Annotated in this window: 14 protein-coding genes; 8 read left to right on the top strand and 6 right to left on the bottom strand. The window is 57.1% G+C overall.

Annotated features, from left to right (window positions below; genetic code table 11):
- The first annotated feature begins 30 nt into the window (after window positions 1-30).
- The 4 genes from KR51_RS08825 to KR51_RS08810 all read left to right on the top strand — a co-directional run bounded on the left by KR51_RS08825 (window position 31) and on the right by KR51_RS08810 (window position 4350).
- The gene (locus tag KR51_RS08825; protein ID WP_040655697.1) at window positions 31-297 is read left to right on the top strand and encodes a HAMP domain-containing histidine kinase; all 267 of its coding nucleotides are present in this window, start codon (window positions 31-33) and stop codon (window positions 295-297) included.
- A 134-nt stretch (window positions 298-431) separates the two neighbouring features.
- Window positions 432-2195, top strand: coding sequence for an RDD family protein (locus tag KR51_RS20210; protein WP_022606932.1), 1764 nt, complete (start codon window positions 432-434; stop codon window positions 2193-2195).
- 90 nt (window positions 2196-2285) lie between these two features.
- Window positions 2286-3242 carry a ribokinase gene (gene rbsK / locus KR51_RS08815; RefSeq protein ID WP_022606930.1) on the top strand — a complete coding sequence of 319 codons (957 nt, stop codon included), beginning with the start codon at window positions 2286-2288 and terminating at the stop codon, window positions 3240-3242.
- A 382-nt stretch (window positions 3243-3624) separates the two neighbouring features.
- Complete coding sequence (locus KR51_RS08810; protein ID WP_022606928.1) at window positions 3625-4350, top strand: lysophospholipid acyltransferase family protein; 726 nt, start codon at window positions 3625-3627, stop codon at window positions 4348-4350.
- Between the two features lie 233 nt (window positions 4351-4583).
- Here KR51_RS08810 and KR51_RS08805 read toward each other — a convergent pair whose 3' ends face one another.
- Window positions 4584-4928: a thioredoxin family protein gene (locus tag KR51_RS08805; protein WP_022606926.1), complete on the bottom strand. Its 345-nt coding sequence runs from the start codon at window positions 4926-4928 to the stop codon at window positions 4584-4586.
- 92 nt (window positions 4929-5020) lie between these two features.
- The gene (locus KR51_RS08800) at window positions 5021-5734 is read right to left on the bottom strand and encodes an NnrU family protein (protein WP_022606925.1); all 714 of its coding nucleotides are present in this window, start codon (window positions 5732-5734) and stop codon (window positions 5021-5023) included.
- 239 nt (window positions 5735-5973) lie between these two features.
- On the opposite strand from KR51_RS08800, the gene htpG reads away from it, so the two are divergent.
- Together htpG and KR51_RS19590 are read left to right on the top strand one after the other, a co-directional pair.
- On the top strand, window positions 5974-7938 hold the full coding sequence (htpG, locus tag KR51_RS08795) for a molecular chaperone HtpG (protein ID WP_022606923.1): 1965 nt from the start codon (window positions 5974-5976) through the stop codon (window positions 7936-7938).
- 148 nt (window positions 7939-8086) lie between these two features.
- Window positions 8087-8227, top strand: coding sequence for a hypothetical protein (locus KR51_RS19590; protein WP_156915050.1), 141 nt, complete (start codon window positions 8087-8089; stop codon window positions 8225-8227).
- A 392-nt stretch (window positions 8228-8619) separates the two neighbouring features.
- On the opposite strand, the gene stpA is transcribed toward KR51_RS19590, so the two are convergent.
- The 3 genes from stpA to KR51_RS08780 form a co-directional block, all read right to left on the bottom strand.
- Window positions 8620-9909, bottom strand: coding sequence for a glucosylglycerol 3-phosphatase (gene stpA, locus KR51_RS08790; protein ID WP_022606921.1), 1290 nt, complete (start codon window positions 9907-9909; stop codon window positions 8620-8622).
- A gap of 242 nt (window positions 9910-10151) precedes the next feature.
- On the bottom strand, window positions 10152-11261 hold the full coding sequence (gene mraY, locus KR51_RS08785; RefSeq protein ID WP_022606919.1) for a phospho-N-acetylmuramoyl-pentapeptide-transferase: 1110 nt from the start codon (window positions 11259-11261) through the stop codon (window positions 10152-10154).
- Between the two features lie 104 nt (window positions 11262-11365).
- Window positions 11366-11596 (bottom strand): DUF3134 domain-containing protein, encoded by a 231-nt coding sequence (locus KR51_RS08780; RefSeq protein WP_022606917.1) that lies wholly within the window; start codon window positions 11594-11596, stop codon window positions 11366-11368.
- Between the two features lie 413 nt (window positions 11597-12009).
- Between KR51_RS08780 and KR51_RS08775 the strand changes: the two genes are divergently transcribed.
- Together KR51_RS08775 and KR51_RS08770 are read left to right on the top strand one after the other, a co-directional pair.
- Window positions 12010-12675: a nitroreductase family protein gene (locus KR51_RS08775; RefSeq protein ID WP_022606915.1), complete on the top strand. Its 666-nt coding sequence runs from the start codon at window positions 12010-12012 to the stop codon at window positions 12673-12675.
- A 570-nt stretch (window positions 12676-13245) separates the two neighbouring features.
- Window positions 13246-13443 (top strand): DUF4327 family protein, encoded by a 198-nt coding sequence (locus KR51_RS08770; protein WP_456300044.1) that lies wholly within the window; start codon window positions 13246-13248, stop codon window positions 13441-13443.
- Between the two features lie 89 nt (window positions 13444-13532).
- Here KR51_RS08770 and KR51_RS08765 read toward each other — a convergent pair whose 3' ends face one another.
- The gene (locus tag KR51_RS08765; protein ID WP_022606911.1) at window positions 13533-14489 is read right to left on the bottom strand and encodes a ribonuclease Z; all 957 of its coding nucleotides are present in this window, start codon (window positions 14487-14489) and stop codon (window positions 13533-13535) included.
- Window positions 14490-14510 lie beyond the last annotated feature (21 nt).

The following is a 14510-nucleotide window of genomic DNA, read 5'->3' as shown; positions in this document are numbered from 1 at the left end:
CGCAGGACAGTTCCACTCTCTCCAGACAGCTTGGGTAAAGAACTACGCCAAACATCGGGACTCGGCCTCGCCGTCGCCCAAAATTGCCTGGAGCTAAACGGCGACAGCATTGAGGTTGCCAGTGAAGTCGGGGTGGGGACGACGTTCGCGGTTACCGCGCCCAATTGCCGTCACCCCGACGCGATTCCCCTTCTGCCAAATGCAACGCAACCCGCGGTGGTGAAGCACTCGCGTCCTCGACTGCTTTGGCAAGAGCGCGAGGAGAATGGCGCGATGGACTTGTCGCCAGCGACCTAGCGCTCAGCATTCCGACTCATTCGCACCAAGCGAGGTGCTTCCAACCCTGACTTACACACCCTGCCGGCGGTCGCATCCCCGACACGTCAGCGGTATCGTAAGCGATAGCACCTGTCGCTCGCGTTGTACCGCAGATGACTGCTGAAGCTAATTCCTCTCCGCCCCCCGTTCCCAGTCGGACCGCACCGCCTCCCGTCCCACCCCCAGAAGTTGCACCGCCAGCTGCGTCGAACGGTGCATTTATCGAGCCGCTGAGCATTGGCGACACTGCGAGTGCAGCTGTACGTCTCTATCGTCGCCAATTCCGGACGCTGTTCTTAATGGCAGTTGCCGCGCATTTATGGTTGTTCGTACCGGTCTACGGCTGGGCGAAGTTTTTCGTTTGGTCGGGGGCGATCGCGCGTTTAGTCTACAACACCGCTGCGGGGCGTCCGGAAACCTGGAAAACCGCTCTGCGCCGAGTACAGTCGCGTAAATGGGGCTTGCTGGTGGTGGGTACGGTGGTCACCGCCACTACCATCGGCTTGTCGTTTGCTGCACTGCTTGCTTTGCTCGGCGGAGTCGGGGTTCTGACCCTGTTTGTGGGGGGCATGATGGGTAGCTTAGACGGAGTAATAATCGGAACTGCCGGCTCGCTCCTCGTGTTGATGACTCTAACCTTGGTAATGGGATGGATATCATCCCGTCTCGTGCTAGTGGACATCCCGCTGGCAGTCGCGACGCAGACCAACTGGCGGCAGTCGCTCGCGCGCGGCTGGCAGGTGACGGGCAATGCCGTATGGCGCGTGCAAGCAGTGGTTGCGGTCGTAGCACTGGTGTTACAGCCGATCTCGTTTGCATTGCTGACGTTGCAAAGCGTCTTGCCGCTCGTTTCGGATGCAATGCTGCCGGGTGCAGAAATCGAGAGCAACAGCATCTTCGAGATGTCCTGGTTCGTGCTCGGAGGGTCTTTATTGCTGCCCTTGGTTCAAGGCATGCGCGCGCTGCTCTACTACGACTTAACCCGCCGCCGGGATGGCTTCGACTTGAACTTGGACGCGTCGGCAATCGCTGCAACATCGGACTCGGCGCCGTCGCCGCTGCTCGCACCCATTGAGCTGGCAACGCCGGAAAGCATCGACTTGGAATTCGAACTTGCCGGTATCGGTCGTCGTGCCTGCGCGCTCGCGATCGATTACCTGCTGTGGTTGCTGCTGCTTACATTTTTGATCTTGGGATGGGCGCTGGCGTCCGAACGAATCACGGAGCTGCTATCGCACTTTGTTGATGACGAATTCCGCCTGTACCCCTGGCTGATTGCAATCCAGCTCCTGCTCGGCTTCGCGTTCTACGTCGGGTACTTCGTGAGCTTTGAAACGCTCGATCGCGGGCAAACCCCTGGCAAGCGCATACTCGGTATCCGCGTCATTCGCGATGACGGCCGGCCGGTGCGCCTGCCTCAGGCCGCCCTGCGATCCTTGCTCAGACCGCTGGACGACGTGCTGCTGTCGGGCTTGGTGGGCGAGTTGTTTATCGTGTTGACCGAGCGTGAAAAGCGCATCGGCGACTGGCTAGCCGGTACCCTCGTCATCCGTCAGGAACGCCCGAGCAGCGACCGCCGCCGCATACAACTCGCACCGGAATCGCAAGCAATCGCGTCACACCTGGTGGAAACGGCTGCGATCGCGCGTCTGGGACCCCAAGACTTTGCCATCATCCGCACCTATCTACAACGCCGCAAGACCCTCGACCCGCATGCCCGGGTGGCACGCTGCCGCGCTCTTGCCAAGCAACTTTGCGATCGCCTTGGGTTGGACGATTTGCCCGAAAACGTCTCACCGCAGATGTTCCTGGAAGGGGTTTACCGCGCTTGTCAACAGCAATTGCCGTTACGCCTGCAACTTCAGTGCCGCCTCTAGGTCGGTGTGCTCTCACTGCCCATCGGATCGGGCGAGCAATCCCGGCTGTCCTCACACCAGCTCGCCGAACACATTGCCACGAAAATCGCCATGAACTCACCTCACGTCGTTGTTTTCGGCAGCCTGAATGCGGACCTGGTCATGAGCGTGCCGCATCTGCCTCAGAGTGGAGAAACGTTGTTGGCCGGCTCGTTCACCACCGTTCCCGGCGGGAAAGGAGCAAACCAAGCGGCAGCACTCGCGCGGCTGAACGTACCGACAACTTTGGTCGGGCGCGTGGGGGATGACGACTTCGGGCGGATGTTGCAAGCATCCCTCAAACATGTTGGCGCGGACACGTCTGGCGTGGCGGTCGATCCAGACGCGCCAACGGGCCTGGCGTCGATCGCGGTTGCAACGGGCGGCGAGAATCACATTATCGTCGTTCCCGGTGCGAATAACCGACTCGATGCTAGCGATATCGCACGACTGCGCAGTTTTCTGGATGGAGCGGCAATGTTACTCCTGCAGCTGGAAGTGCCCCTATCAGCGGCGATCGCAGCTGCGCAATCAGCCTGCGATCTCGGCGTCCCGGTGCTGCTCGATCCGGCACCGGCACGTGCACTACCACCCGAACTGTATGCTGCGGTTGATGCTATTTCGCCCAATGCCACTGAAGCTGAGGTGCTAGTGGGGTTTGCCGTTACCGACAGTGCCACGGCCGCGCGCGCGGCGGATGTCTTGCTGCAGCGCGGCGTCGGCCTTACCCTAATGACGCTCGGCGAGCAGGGGGTGTATTGCGCCACAGCGCGTGAAGCATTTTTTGCGCCGGCCTTCCCGATTGCGGGGGTAGATACCGTAGCCGCAGGCGATGCGTTCAATGGAGCGTATGCGGCCGCGCGCTTCCACGGGCTTGACTTGCAGCGTGCGGTGACCTGGGGGCAGGCTGCCGGGGCGATCGCGGCATCGCGACCGGGGTCGCAGTCGTCATTGCCCACAGCCGACGAGTTGCGTTCGTTCCTAAGCGATCGCGGCATCTCCTTCGGAGTTCTAGCAGGAATTGAGTAGTTGACTTTGCCAGTTCTGGGCCGCGGGTAGGCGTCGGCTAGGCGATCGGACTCTAGCGGCAGGGCACTAACTAGACACGTTTGGGCGCGAGCGATCGCGCTCGGGCGAAATACTAGCCAGCAGTTTGATGAAGTGATGAGGGCTGCATGATTTTCATTCAATTCAAGTAATTTTTGCCCGAACACTGTTTTGTGCCAGAAAACCATTTGTCCCCAGCCGTGACAACGGAGGAACTGGTCCGGGGCGATCGTGGGTCGGCGAGGGCAACCGATAAGGTGGCATTGTAATCTCCCAACTCCAAAGTCTGATGCTTCCGTTCCATGCGATACCACCAGATCCAATTAACGTTTCAAATAGCTAATTGAAAATAGCAAAGTCTGTCATGTCTGCACCGAGTACCTCGAACTCGATTCCTCCTACTGCTCGTGTCGTTACCGCGCGCGTCTCGCCGTGGCTTAGCGCGATTAGCTACCCACTGATTCGCCGATTTCTCTTCCCGCTCTACTTCGGCAAAATCGTCGTGAGCGGAGCCGAAAACATCCCCCGCAGCGGTCCGCTGATCGTTGCCCCCACGCATCGTTCTCGCTGGGATGCACTCATTGTGCCGTGTGCCCTCGGCCGGCCGGTTACAGGTCGCGATTTTTGTTTTATGGTGTCGGCAAATGAGATGGACGGGTTACAGGGCTGGTTTATCAGGCGCTTAGGGGGGTTCCCGGTCGATCCGAAGCATCCGAGTCTGCAGAGCGTCCGCCATAGCGTCGAGCTGCTGTCTCGGGGTCGGGCACTCGTGATTTTTCCTGAGGGTAATATCTTTCGCGACGGAAATGTCCGGTCATTGAAGCCGGGACCGGGTCGCATAGCTTTGCAGGCGCAAACCCATCAGACGGAGAAGGGCGAGAGCGTCAAAATCGTGCCCGTCGGGTTGAGTTATTCGCAAGCCTATCCCACTTGGGGTTGTGACGTTCGGGTTGCCGTTGGCAAGCCGCTTGATACCCTCGACTACAGTCAAGGGTCTACCAAGCACAACGCGCCGCACCTGATGGCCGACCTCGAGGCTGCACTGCGCGAACTTAATGACGCCAGTGTTCTTACCCAAGCTATGCCTTGACGCCGCGCCGCACTAGTGCTGAGATTTAGAGACTCAGTGATAGAACGTAGATGGGTAGGGACCCCCTGCTCGATCGAGTTATCAAACGCTCGCCATCTAAAGCTAGGGGCGACCTACCCCAACTCCAAGGCTGGTTATCATTAATCGCGCCCCGAAGTTCGGTTAGCCAGATTTAATGCCTGCAGCGATCGAGCACGAGCAATTGCACTGACTCCCGCCCAGCAAGTCTGCAACTAAGCAGGGCTCGGCAGCGGCAACATGGGCATGGACTCAAGGATGCGGAGCAACTCGTCGCGCCGACCGATTTCCTCCAACCGGTAAGCCACGTGCCCGCCGTCGAACAAAATCAACGTCGGCAGATTTGTGAGGCGGTACTGCGTAGCCAGGCGCAAATTATCGTCGGCATTAACACTAACGAGGCCGATCGCATCCGGACCGGTTTGCGATCGCGCGAAGGCGTTGAGGGTCGGTAAGATCAACCTGCAGGCACCGCACCAGGGAGCCCAAAAGTGGACGAGTATGGGTCGGGGCGCGCTCAGAACTACTTTTGAAAAAGTATCATCGTTAGCCGCAAGCATTGCGATCCCGCTTTTTTAATAAAGACTTCAAAATTGCTGTTGCATAATGCTACACCATTCGGGATCGCTTGCGAAACAATCTTGTCCCTTCTTTAGATAACTTTTTCCGCCGCCACTAACAACCACGGATGCGCCCACCACAGTAAACCGACGAAGAGAGCAACTCCCAGATACGCCGGGCGTAAAAACTCTTGCCAGTGCAGGGATTGCCGTCCGTCGAGAGCAGCTCGGAATGGGATGATGGAGGTGCGCGCTTTCGCGGCCGCAAACGCGTCGCCATACCGCTGCTGCCAACGGCGATCCCCGTGCCAGACCGCAAACAGGTGGTGGGCGATCAGTCCGAAGCAGGTCACGAGTGTAAACGTCGTTCCCAGCCAGAGTGCGTGGGCAGCACACCAAATAATCTGCCCGACCATTTGCGGGTGACGCGAAATGCGGACGATACCCGCTTCGTAGAGGTGAATTTCCGGCTTCTGGATGGCGGCAATTTCAAGCAGGTTGAAGGTCGCTGGATAGAGGAAGACAAACGATAGTGCTGAAAGGGCCCACACCAACGCTCGCACGCCGGGTACGCCCTGAAGGTGCCATAACATCAGTCCGTCGTAGCGGTGGGCGATGAAATACAGTATCAACACCGCAGCAAACGGCACGCTGGCAAGCGCGAACAGAATGCGGTAGAAGCGCGCGCCCAGGAGCCGCTCGCCGCGGGATCGCAAAGCAGCCATGCCGCTGTGGACGACGGCGAAGCCGAGTATTAGGGCAAGTATCGTCCAGTGACTGGGCGTGAGCCAAGTTAAGTCGCTCATGGGAAAGCCGATTGTGGAGGAGTCGGGTGCGGAGCGGGATCGATTGTAGCGCCCAACGTTGCTGTCGGTTGGAATAAGTACGCTAAGGAGCGCGTGTGGCGTTGGGATCGCGCGCCAGTCGCGCGTCATCTGGGGGGAAAACCGTATGGCGGCAGGACGGCGATCGCGGATCGAACTCCGGTGGGGCGATCGCGCACAATAGATTCGATTAGATAGAGCGTCGCGAGGCAAGGAGCATTATGACCGTTCTCAAGCAAGGCAGCATCTCGATCCACACCGAGAATATCTTTCCGATCATTAAGAAGTCGCTCTACACCAATCACGAGATTTTCTTGCGCGAGCTGATCTCGAACTCGGTGGACGCGATCGCCAAGTTGAAGATGGCAACGTTCGCCGGCGAGGTGGCGGGCGAGCTGGACGAACCCAGAATTAAAATATTTATCGATAAAAGTAAGAAGCAGCTGTCCGTGACCGACAACGGCATCGGCATGACGGCTGAGGAAATCGAGAAGTACATCAACCAGGTAGCGTTCTCAAGCGCCGAGGAATTCGTTCAGAAGTACCAAGGCAGTGAAGAGCAGTTGATCGGGCAGTTCGGTCTCGGGTTTTATTCGTCGTTCATGGTGGCGTCGAAGGTGGAGATCGACACGCTGTCAGCGCGTCCCGACTCGCAGGCGGTGCATTGGTTGTGCGATGGGTCACCGGCATTCGAACTCGCGGAATCCGAGCGCGCACAACGAGGTACGACGGTGACACTAACGCTGCTGGATGACGAGTTGGAGTACTTAGAGCCCCAGCGCATTCGTCACCTCATCAAGACCTATTGCGATTTCATGCCGGTGGCGATCGAACTCGATAACGAGACGATCAACAAGCAACGCGCAATTTGGAAGGAGTCACCGCAAAACCTTACGGATGAGGACTACCTGGAGTTCTATCGCTATCTGTATCCTGCCCAGGAAGATCCCTTGCTGTGGGTGCATTTGAATACGGACTATCCGTTTCTGCTCAACGGCATTCTCTATTTCCCCAAGTTGCGCCCGGACGTAGACGTCACGCGCGGGCAGATTTCGCTGTATTGCAATCAGGTATTCGTTAGCGATCGCTGCGAAGAAGTCGTGCCCGAGTTTTTGCTGCCGCTGCGTGGGGTCATCGACAGCACGGATATTCCGCTCAACGTGTCGCGGAGTGCGCTCACGGCAAATCGGACTGTGCGCCGGATTGCCGACTACATTGCCAAGAAGATCGGCGATCGTCTCAAGTCTCTATATCGCGAGGATCGCGCTCAGTACATTCGCAGCTGGCAGGATGTTGGCACGTTCGTGAAGTACGGCACAATGCGCGACGAGAAGTTCAAAAAGCAGGTCGAGGACTCGATCGTCTATCGGACGACGGCGAAGCTTGCGGGCGACGTACCGAAAGTTGAAGTGCAATCGGCAGAGGGTGACGTTTGGGAGTCGACGGATGCAGAGGCGGTGACGGACGATCGCGGCTATTCTTACACCACGCTGCAAGCGTATCTCGATCGCAACAAGGACAAGCACGAAAACCGCGTGTTTTACTGTACCGATCCGAGTACCCAGGCAACCTACCTGAAGCTCTACGAACAGCAAGGCTTGGAAGCGCTGTTCCTGGATTCATTCATGGATGCAAACTATTTCATTCCGTTCCTAGAGCACGAGCATTCGAATTTGCAATTCGTGCGCGTGGATGCAGAACTCGATGGGAGTCTCGTGGAGCAGGACCAAGCAGGCGAATTAGTCGATCCGGCGACGAACAAGAGCCGCAACCAGGCGATCAAAGAGCTTTTTGAAGCGGCCATTGCGGATCCAAAGGTGAACGTGAAGGTTCAAGCACTGAAGTCGGACGACCCCCAAGGCACACCGCCGGCGATGGTGTTGCTGCCGGAAGCAATGCGGCGCTTGAAGGAAATGACCGCGTTGATGCAGCAGAAGGCACTGGAGTTTCCAGACGATCGCGTGTTGGTGGTGAACAGTTTGCATCCGCTGGTGCAAAATGTGGTGAAGCTCGCTCAAAGCAGCATCGTCTCTGCCAGTGGCGAGTCGCCCTCGGCTGAGACGGCACGCTTGATGTGCTGTTACATTTACGACTTGGCGTTGATGGCGCAGCAGGCCCTCGATTCAGAGGGCATCGAGGCATTCGTAGCGCGCTCGAATCAAGTGCTTACCCGGCTGACGCAGTAACGGGTTCGATTGTCGATTCAGTTAAAGGCGATCGCGACCGAGCCTACCACCCGCTCGCGATCGCCTCGCGCAGGGAGACATCAAGAAGGGTTGCATCGTGTGCCCTTCTGGCAAACTCGGTCAGTACATGGTGTAAGCTCGCACTGGCTTGCGGTTACGAGGTGGTCGGCGTCGCGAACGCCGTGTCGAGAAGCTGGTGCGGTTTCAGGAACGCATCGCAATCGTGCTGGGTGCAACCAGCGATCGCGCGGTCATCGAACAAGCCTTGAAGGGTGCGATGCCGTACTGACCGTGCTTGCGCCTTGGGGGAATGCTGCAGAACTCATCGAGAACGGCTCAGTCCGTTAATTCGCTCAAGAACAAAGGTCCACACCGCAGCACGGGCATTTTGCCGTCGGTAAAGTCGATAAACCAAAGTCCGACATTTGTTTGAGTTTCGCTTTATATACTTGTCCGGCATAAAGATGTCCGACCTGACTCGAACGAGTATCTTTTGTTTCAACTATTCTCTGCCCGTAGGATCTGAAAATGCTTGAATGCAGAGGTCCGGCGTCATACGTTGCAACAAGAGTCCCTGGAATTAGTAGACTTCCCCGTACCTCTTTTGGAACTAGCGTCCACTCGGCGAGCGACTGCCACATTGGCATGAGATGACGGTCGCTATTGCTCCCCCACTCTCAATTAACGACCGTCGCGCTTTGTCGTGCGATCGCGGGCAGCGGTTTGCAATAAGGTCGTGTATTGCTTGTGACCGCCTGGAAAGACAATGTCGATTGCCAACGGATCGTCACGATCGCTGGGGTCGCCGGGACCAGCAATAACGGTGTTGCCGTCGTTGCTGAGCACTAAGGGTTTGCGGTTTTTAACTTCACCTCCGCTGCTGTCCACGTAGACGACGATGTTGTCTCGACCGATCGCGCGGCCGATTGCTTGGACGAGCTCTAAGAAGCCGCGATCGCTGCCGCCGCGACGAAATTCGTTGCTGCCGTGGACGGTTTCCGCCCGCGAGGTAACCGTGTCGCCGACAGCGATCGTGACGGGCATGAGGTCGGGGTCGAGGCGTTCGCGGACGAGGGCAAGCAACTCGTCGTGTCTGTGGGGAGCCGAACGGACGTTGAAGTCGGGACCAAACGGATACGTCCCGGTGCGACGATGGTAGTAGCGGTTGAGAATGGCAAGAACGCCGACTTCCTTGAGCGCGCCACGCAACATAAACTGAAAATCCGTCGTACCGGAGTCGCTGGCGCTGACGGGATAGAGTACCTCGCGACCCCGAACGTCTTTACCGAGGTTGGGAGCGAGATGAACAAAAAAGGAATCGCCCAGTCCCTGTTCGGCAGCAGCCTGCAGCAACTCGTCCATCAGCGACTCCATCGCTCGTTGCAGACGACCGTACGATTTCACATCGCCGTGCAGGCAATCGTAGAAGGTGTTGAGGTTGGCCGTCGGTGAAGCCACATTATCTAGAACAGATGCGGCGATCGTCTTTTCGACCAGTGCCGGCGCGATCGCCTCGGGATAGCGCTGGCAGAAGTCGCAAAGGCGCGCGCGCAGACGTCCGGGCACGGAACGTAAAAAAGCCAGCTCTGCCTCGCTGACGCCGGGATGCGAAACGTTACCGTAGCAGTCTTGCCACTGTACGCCACCCGCCGCCAGTCCGGGTAGATATAAGCCTCGCTCGCGCACGAGCTCGGCCCCGCCAAAGGCGCGCTCGACAATGCCGTTCACCCCACGCTGACCGCAGTGTTCGCCGTTGGTCAACACGAAGAAATGACCGTCGAAGGCGCGCGTCGCCCAAACGTACTCGGGCGCGATCGTACGAGTCAGGGGATCTTTGACCAACCCCATGCATACGCCGTCGAGATCTTGAATGACGAGGAGATTGTCAGCATCGGTCAAAATACGGGCGAGCTTCTCGTGTTTCTGCGGCAGTGAATCGTCGGGAGACAAAACGGGGAGGCACGTTTCCATCGACTATCTTCTTGCTTAATCGGGAGACTCATTGCCCGAACTATATCATTCCCGCCGCGACATCATCACTGTCGCAACTGGAGCTGCCCGCATCTGAATACGAGCAGAATGGCAAGGCGAGAGTGTTTCGACAGTGGTTATAGAAAGGACTATTGAGCGATGGGCGTCGCTAACAAATACTATTTTTAAGCATCGAGTGTTTTAAGCATCGCGTGCGGGACTTCCACCCCAATATCAATACTTCAGGTAATGCGCGCGATCGCAACAGTTGCCAACGTCAATCCCAAGGCAATCGCGTAGAACGCACCAACAATTTGCGTTTCCGTCCAACCGCTGAGCTCGAGATGGTGGTGCAGCGGAGCCATTTTGAGCAAGCGCTTGCCGACGCCGTCTGGTCCCTTCGTCGCTTTGAAGTACCAAACCTGCGCGATGACCGATAGCGACTCGATGAAGAAAATCCCGCTCAGCAAAAACAACCCCCACAAATTTTGAGCGAGGATGCCCACAGCAGCCAGCGCGCCGCCCAAGGCCAGAGAACCAGTGTCGCCCATAAACACTTTTGCCGGGTTGCGATTGTGGATGACGAAGCCCAAGCACCCGCCGCTCAAGCACGCGCAAAACGTAGTGAGATCTGCAGATACGGGAGCCGCGATCGCACCCAAACCCAGTAAGGCGATGGCGCAGGTGCCCGCGGCCAACCCGTCTATACCATCGGTTAGATTGGTCGCATTGCTTTCAGCTGCGAAGACGAACAGTACCAGCGGCCAGAACAGCCAGCTCAGGTCAAATGAGATCCCAAACGGCAGGTTCAGAGCCGTCAGAGTTGCATCTGGGTGCGAAAGGAACAGCCACGCGCAGAATAGCGTTGCCACCGCGATTTGCAATCCCAACTTCAGGCGCGGAGAGACGCCTTTGGTGGACTTTTTCCTGAGAATCAGCCAGTCGTCCCACCAGCCAAGCCCTCCGAACGCTAGCGTCAGTGCTGCGACGGCCATCGCATCCGCTGCAAGCCCCGACCAAAGTGCTGCCACTATCGCCGAGACGGGCACGAATAATAGACCGCCCATCGTCGGGGTCCCAGCCTTTTTGAGATGGGCTTGCGGACCGTCATCGCGGACTACCTGACCGGTTTTGAGCTTGCGCAGCCAAGGCACACCCCACACTCCTGCGATCGCACTGAGTGCCGCACAAACGAGCAGCGGCAGGAGCATCGTCGTTGCTGGGTCGCCCCATTGGTCGGTCAGCGTATCGAACGCTGTAGCGAAGGAAACGAGGGCGATCGCTAGAACAACGAGCAATCCCTTGCCCGACGGATTGCAAATTGCGCTGGGATGGGACAGTTTCGTTTCCACAGATCCTCGCTTGCGAATTAAAGCCCGTTGGCAAATGCTGCGGGACGCTCGCTAACCGTTGCCCAACGAGCTCGCGCGCGTTGCAGCTGTTCGGTTCGCCAGACCTAATTGTCCATATCTTGTTCCTCGCTGGCATTGGTGTATTCGCGATCGTCGCCGTCCATCAGATCGGAAATTTCCTCATCCTCGGTTTCGAAACCGCTTTCTTCGACGGACTCGCGGGCGATGAGGCGATTGTTGCTCCGCAGCCAGTCCAACAAGGACTCGTCGCGCTGAACGGGAATCACGGCTGCCGGTTCGTAACGGGACTCCTGACGGAGAGAAGGATTTTGCATTGAAGTGAGCTTTCAGTCGTGCTGACTAACGTTGGGGACCGACCGAGGCAACCAGTACCGATACAGTTGTGCACCCATGTCGTAATTCAACCTTCATTATGCCAAGGTCGCGCTCTCACAATCGTGCTGCACTTCTGCCGATAGCCCCACACCGGACAATAGGCAAACGATGGAAAGGTTTTCCCTGCGAGCGATCGCGTTGGGAAGATGGTCGCTATTGTCCGCAAACTGTCGACACCGAGGCCGGACTTTCTTGCACTCGCCACGTGGTACCGCGGCCGATGTCATCCGGATCGATGCCGAACGAAGTTACTTTACGAGCGATCGATTGCCATCTAGAGTGTCTAAAGAGGTTGTCTTGCAGGAAATGTCAATTCAACCTCACAAAATTTCATGGGGAGGAGCCGAGCAATATGGCTGAAATTTACCCGAGCTTCGGTTCGATCGACGCAATCGAGCAGCGCCGGTCCGCACGTGCCTTTACGAGCGACCCCATCCCCACCGAAACGCTTCGGGAAATCCTGCGTTTGGGAACCTTCGCGCCATCCGGTTTTAACTTGCAGCCCTGGCGCTTCATTGCCGTCAAGAATCGCGCCAACCGCAAAAAACTCCAGTCCTGTGCCTTTGACCAGCGCCAAGTCGGAGAAGCCCCAGTTGTGTTAATTTGCTGTGGCGATCGCCGCGCAACCGCATCGGAAAATATCGAAGCCGTTATCGCTCTCGGTCGAGAAACCGGTGCAATCGACGATCGCTATGCCGACTTCATGCGCGAATCCGTTCCCCAAGTTTTTAAGACAGCTCCCAGCTTCGACAGCGTCGAAGCCTGGATCAACCGCCACGTTATGCTAGCTGTCTCGCAGATCATGTTTTCAGCCAAGCTGTTCGGCATCGATAGCTGTCCGATGGAAGGGTTTTCCGGTACCCGAGTCAAAGCAGCGTTCAACATTCCCGAAGATGTTGACGTGTGTTGCTTGTTAGCGTTGGGCTATGCGGACGAGCCGTTTAAGGAATTTGGCGGTCGGTTTCCCCTGGAGCACATTTGCTTCGGCGAAAGTTATGGCGAGGACGTGCATCTCTAAACCGTCGGAGCACAATTGACAGCAGCCCGATGGCTACAAACGCGCGCATCAATCTCGATGCTCGGCAAGCATGTCTGCAAGCGTTATGCCTTTGCAAGAGTACGGTATGGCTGCCAACGGTCTGACAGTTGCGACAGGATGTTACGAAGTCGCCTGCCATCGATTGCCCTTAGTTCGGATGGAGCGATCTCTAACTGCATCAATCGCCTTAACTCACCCAGTCCGTTGCCATATGTGAAGGGAAATCAGCTGTTTTCAGCAACTCCTCCACGCAGGTAAAGTGCCCAATAGACCTCCTGCCGACCGAGATTGCGCCACCCGTGACGAGTTAGCGCAATTGGACCGTTTAGAGTATCGATTTCTGTGGATCTCGACACATTGGTATGGATTTCCGCATTGCAAATCGCGATCGCCGTCTTGCCGAAGTACGTCGCAATGCGCTACAACTGCTAAAGTTGCTTACGAGATGCGCGAGCGAAGCACTATGAAACATTCTCCGCATCGAAGCATCTCTGTAGAAAGTTTTGCACGAGATAATCAAATATGATCGATCGAACTGTTGCTCACCCAATGGTGAAGCTGCAAAATAAGGTTCATTCGCTTGTGAAATCCGGCGTTTTGCAACCGAGCGATGGTATCTGGAAAATTGCGTTCCTCTACGGCGAGAGCTGGGCGTTTTGGAAGCAAGAGCTTGAGGATTTTGGCTTCGCGATGCAAGATCCTATCCGCGAACTTGTCCTGGTGGAAGCTTGGGAAGAGGAAGAGTAAGTTTCAACCGAATCCGCCTGCGCCTGCACTAAAACACCACACATCGATTTGCACTTATCGATTGGGTGTTTAGCAGCTGGCGCTGGCACTTAGGTGACAGATGCGGCGGTTTTTGTGCGGCGGCGCGGAACCTCGTAGGTCATAAAATCGCGAGCGAGGCAGGTCTTTGGAAAGATCGCACGCGCTTCGTCAAGCAAATCGTCAAGTTGCAGTGCATTTCCGGGCGCATAGCGCGGGCTGAAGTGGGTCAGGATCAACTGTTGCACACCAGCTGCTAGAGCGACTTGCGCCGCCATGGTGGATGTCGAGTGCAGGCGCTCGAATGCCATCTGTGCGTCCTGATGGGCAAAGGTTGCTTCGTGAATCAAGACGTCGGCATCCCGTGCGAGATCGATCGCTGCCTCACAGAAGACCGTGTCGGTGCAATAAACAACTTTTCGACCGATTTCGTCGGGTTCGCACAACTCGTTGCCGCGTATACGCCGACCATCAGGCAAAACGATCGTCTCGCCGCGTTTGAGTCTGCCGTAGATCGGCCCCGGAAGAATGCCCTGTGCGGCCGCCTTCTCGACCATGAACCGTCCGGGGCGGTCCTTTTCGACGATGCGATAGCCGAAGGCAGGAATGCGATGTTTCAAGGGCAAGCAGCTGACGAGATATTCGCTATCTTCGAACACCACGCCCGGTTGCGATTCGGTGACGTCGATTCGCCGTCCGAGGTTGGTGTGCGAGTACCTCGCGCAGGCGCGCAGGTAGCTATCTAGACCTTGGGGTCCGCACAAAGCGATCGGGGCACCGGTGCCAGCCAGACCGATGCTTGCTAGCAACCCCATCAGTCCGAAGATGTGGTCCCCGTGCATGTGGGTGATAAAAATGCGCTGAATCTGAGAGCTTTTCAGATCGCTCCGCAACAGTTGGTGCTGGGTGCCTTCACCACAGTCAAACAACCATACTTCGCCGCGCTGCGGAAGGCGCAGAGCCACGCTTGAGACATTGCGCGATCGCGTTGGGACGCCCGAGCTCGTTCCGAGAAAAGTGATTTCCACCGTTCTGTTGTTGGAATGCGT

The organism is Rubidibacter lacunae KORDI 51-2 (genome assembly GCF_000473895.1).
Classification (GTDB): Bacteria; Cyanobacteriota; Cyanobacteriia; order Cyanobacteriales; family Rubidibacteraceae; genus Rubidibacter; species Rubidibacter lacunae.
This window is presented reverse-complemented; position numbering and strand designations above follow the sequence as displayed.

Coding starts and splice junctions, on each gene's coding strand:
- KR51_RS20210 (WP_022606932.1), top strand. CDS start 432: ATGACTGCTGAAGCTAATTCCTCTCCGCCCCCCGTTCCCAGTCGGACC.
- rbsK (WP_022606930.1), top strand. CDS start 2,286: ATGAACTCACCTCACGTCGTTGTTTTCGGCAGCCTGAATGCGGACCTG.
- KR51_RS08810 (WP_022606928.1), top strand. CDS start 3,625: ATGTCTGCACCGAGTACCTCGAACTCGATTCCTCCTACTGCTCGTGTC.
- KR51_RS08805 (WP_022606926.1), bottom strand. CDS start 4,928: ATGCTTGCGGCTAACGATGATACTTTTTCAAAAGTAGTTCTGAGCGCG.
- KR51_RS08800 (WP_022606925.1), bottom strand. CDS start 5,734: ATGAGCGACTTAACTTGGCTCACGCCCAGTCACTGGACGATACTTGCC.
- htpG (WP_022606923.1), top strand. CDS start 5,974: ATGACCGTTCTCAAGCAAGGCAGCATCTCGATCCACACCGAGAATATC.
- stpA (WP_022606921.1), bottom strand. CDS start 9,909: ATGGAAACGTGCCTCCCCGTTTTGTCTCCCGACGATTCACTGCCGCAG.
- KR51_RS08780 (WP_022606917.1), bottom strand. CDS start 11,596: ATGCAAAATCCTTCTCTCCGTCAGGAGTCCCGTTACGAACCGGCAGCC.
- KR51_RS08775 (WP_022606915.1), top strand. CDS start 12,010: ATGGCTGAAATTTACCCGAGCTTCGGTTCGATCGACGCAATCGAGCAG.
- KR51_RS08770 (WP_456300044.1), top strand. CDS start 13,246: ATGGTGAAGCTGCAAAATAAGGTTCATTCGCTTGTGAAATCCGGCGTT.